The 377-nt window shown below is 67.1% G+C and carries 1 pseudogene; it reads right to left on the bottom strand.

The features are described 5' to 3' along the window. Positions 1 to 377 (bottom strand): annotated as a pseudogene (locus tag FFK22_RS42365) (ISL3 family transposase); the annotation flags it as partial.

Raw genomic sequence — 377 nt, 5'->3', positions numbered from 1 at the left:
ACTGAGGGCATTGCCGTCGACCTGCTCCGCCCGGCGTCGGCGGCGGGCGGCCCACTCGGCCACGACCCGAAGGCAGCCGCGGAAGCCTTGAGCTTTGAGGCGCCGCCACAGCTCGGCGCCGTTGCATTGACCGGCCGCCCACTGAGCATCGAGCCATGGCAGATAGAGCTCGAGCGAACTCTCCCGGACGCGAAAGACGTCGGAGCGCTGACCACGCAGCACCCTGCGGACCAGATTGCGGCTGTGCCCGGTGCAGCGCACGATCTCCTTGATCGTGACGCCATCCTTGGCCAGCCCAAGAATGGCGGCGTTGGTGTCTTCGCGGCGAAGGTATCCCTCATATTGGATCCGTTCGGCGGCGGTGAGCAGGTCCGGAT

Origin of the sequence: Mycobacterium sp. KBS0706, assembly GCF_005938675.2 — a bacterium.
GTDB lineage: Bacteria > Pseudomonadota > Alphaproteobacteria > DSM-16000 > Inquilinaceae > Inquilinus.
This window is presented reverse-complemented; position numbering and strand designations above follow the sequence as displayed.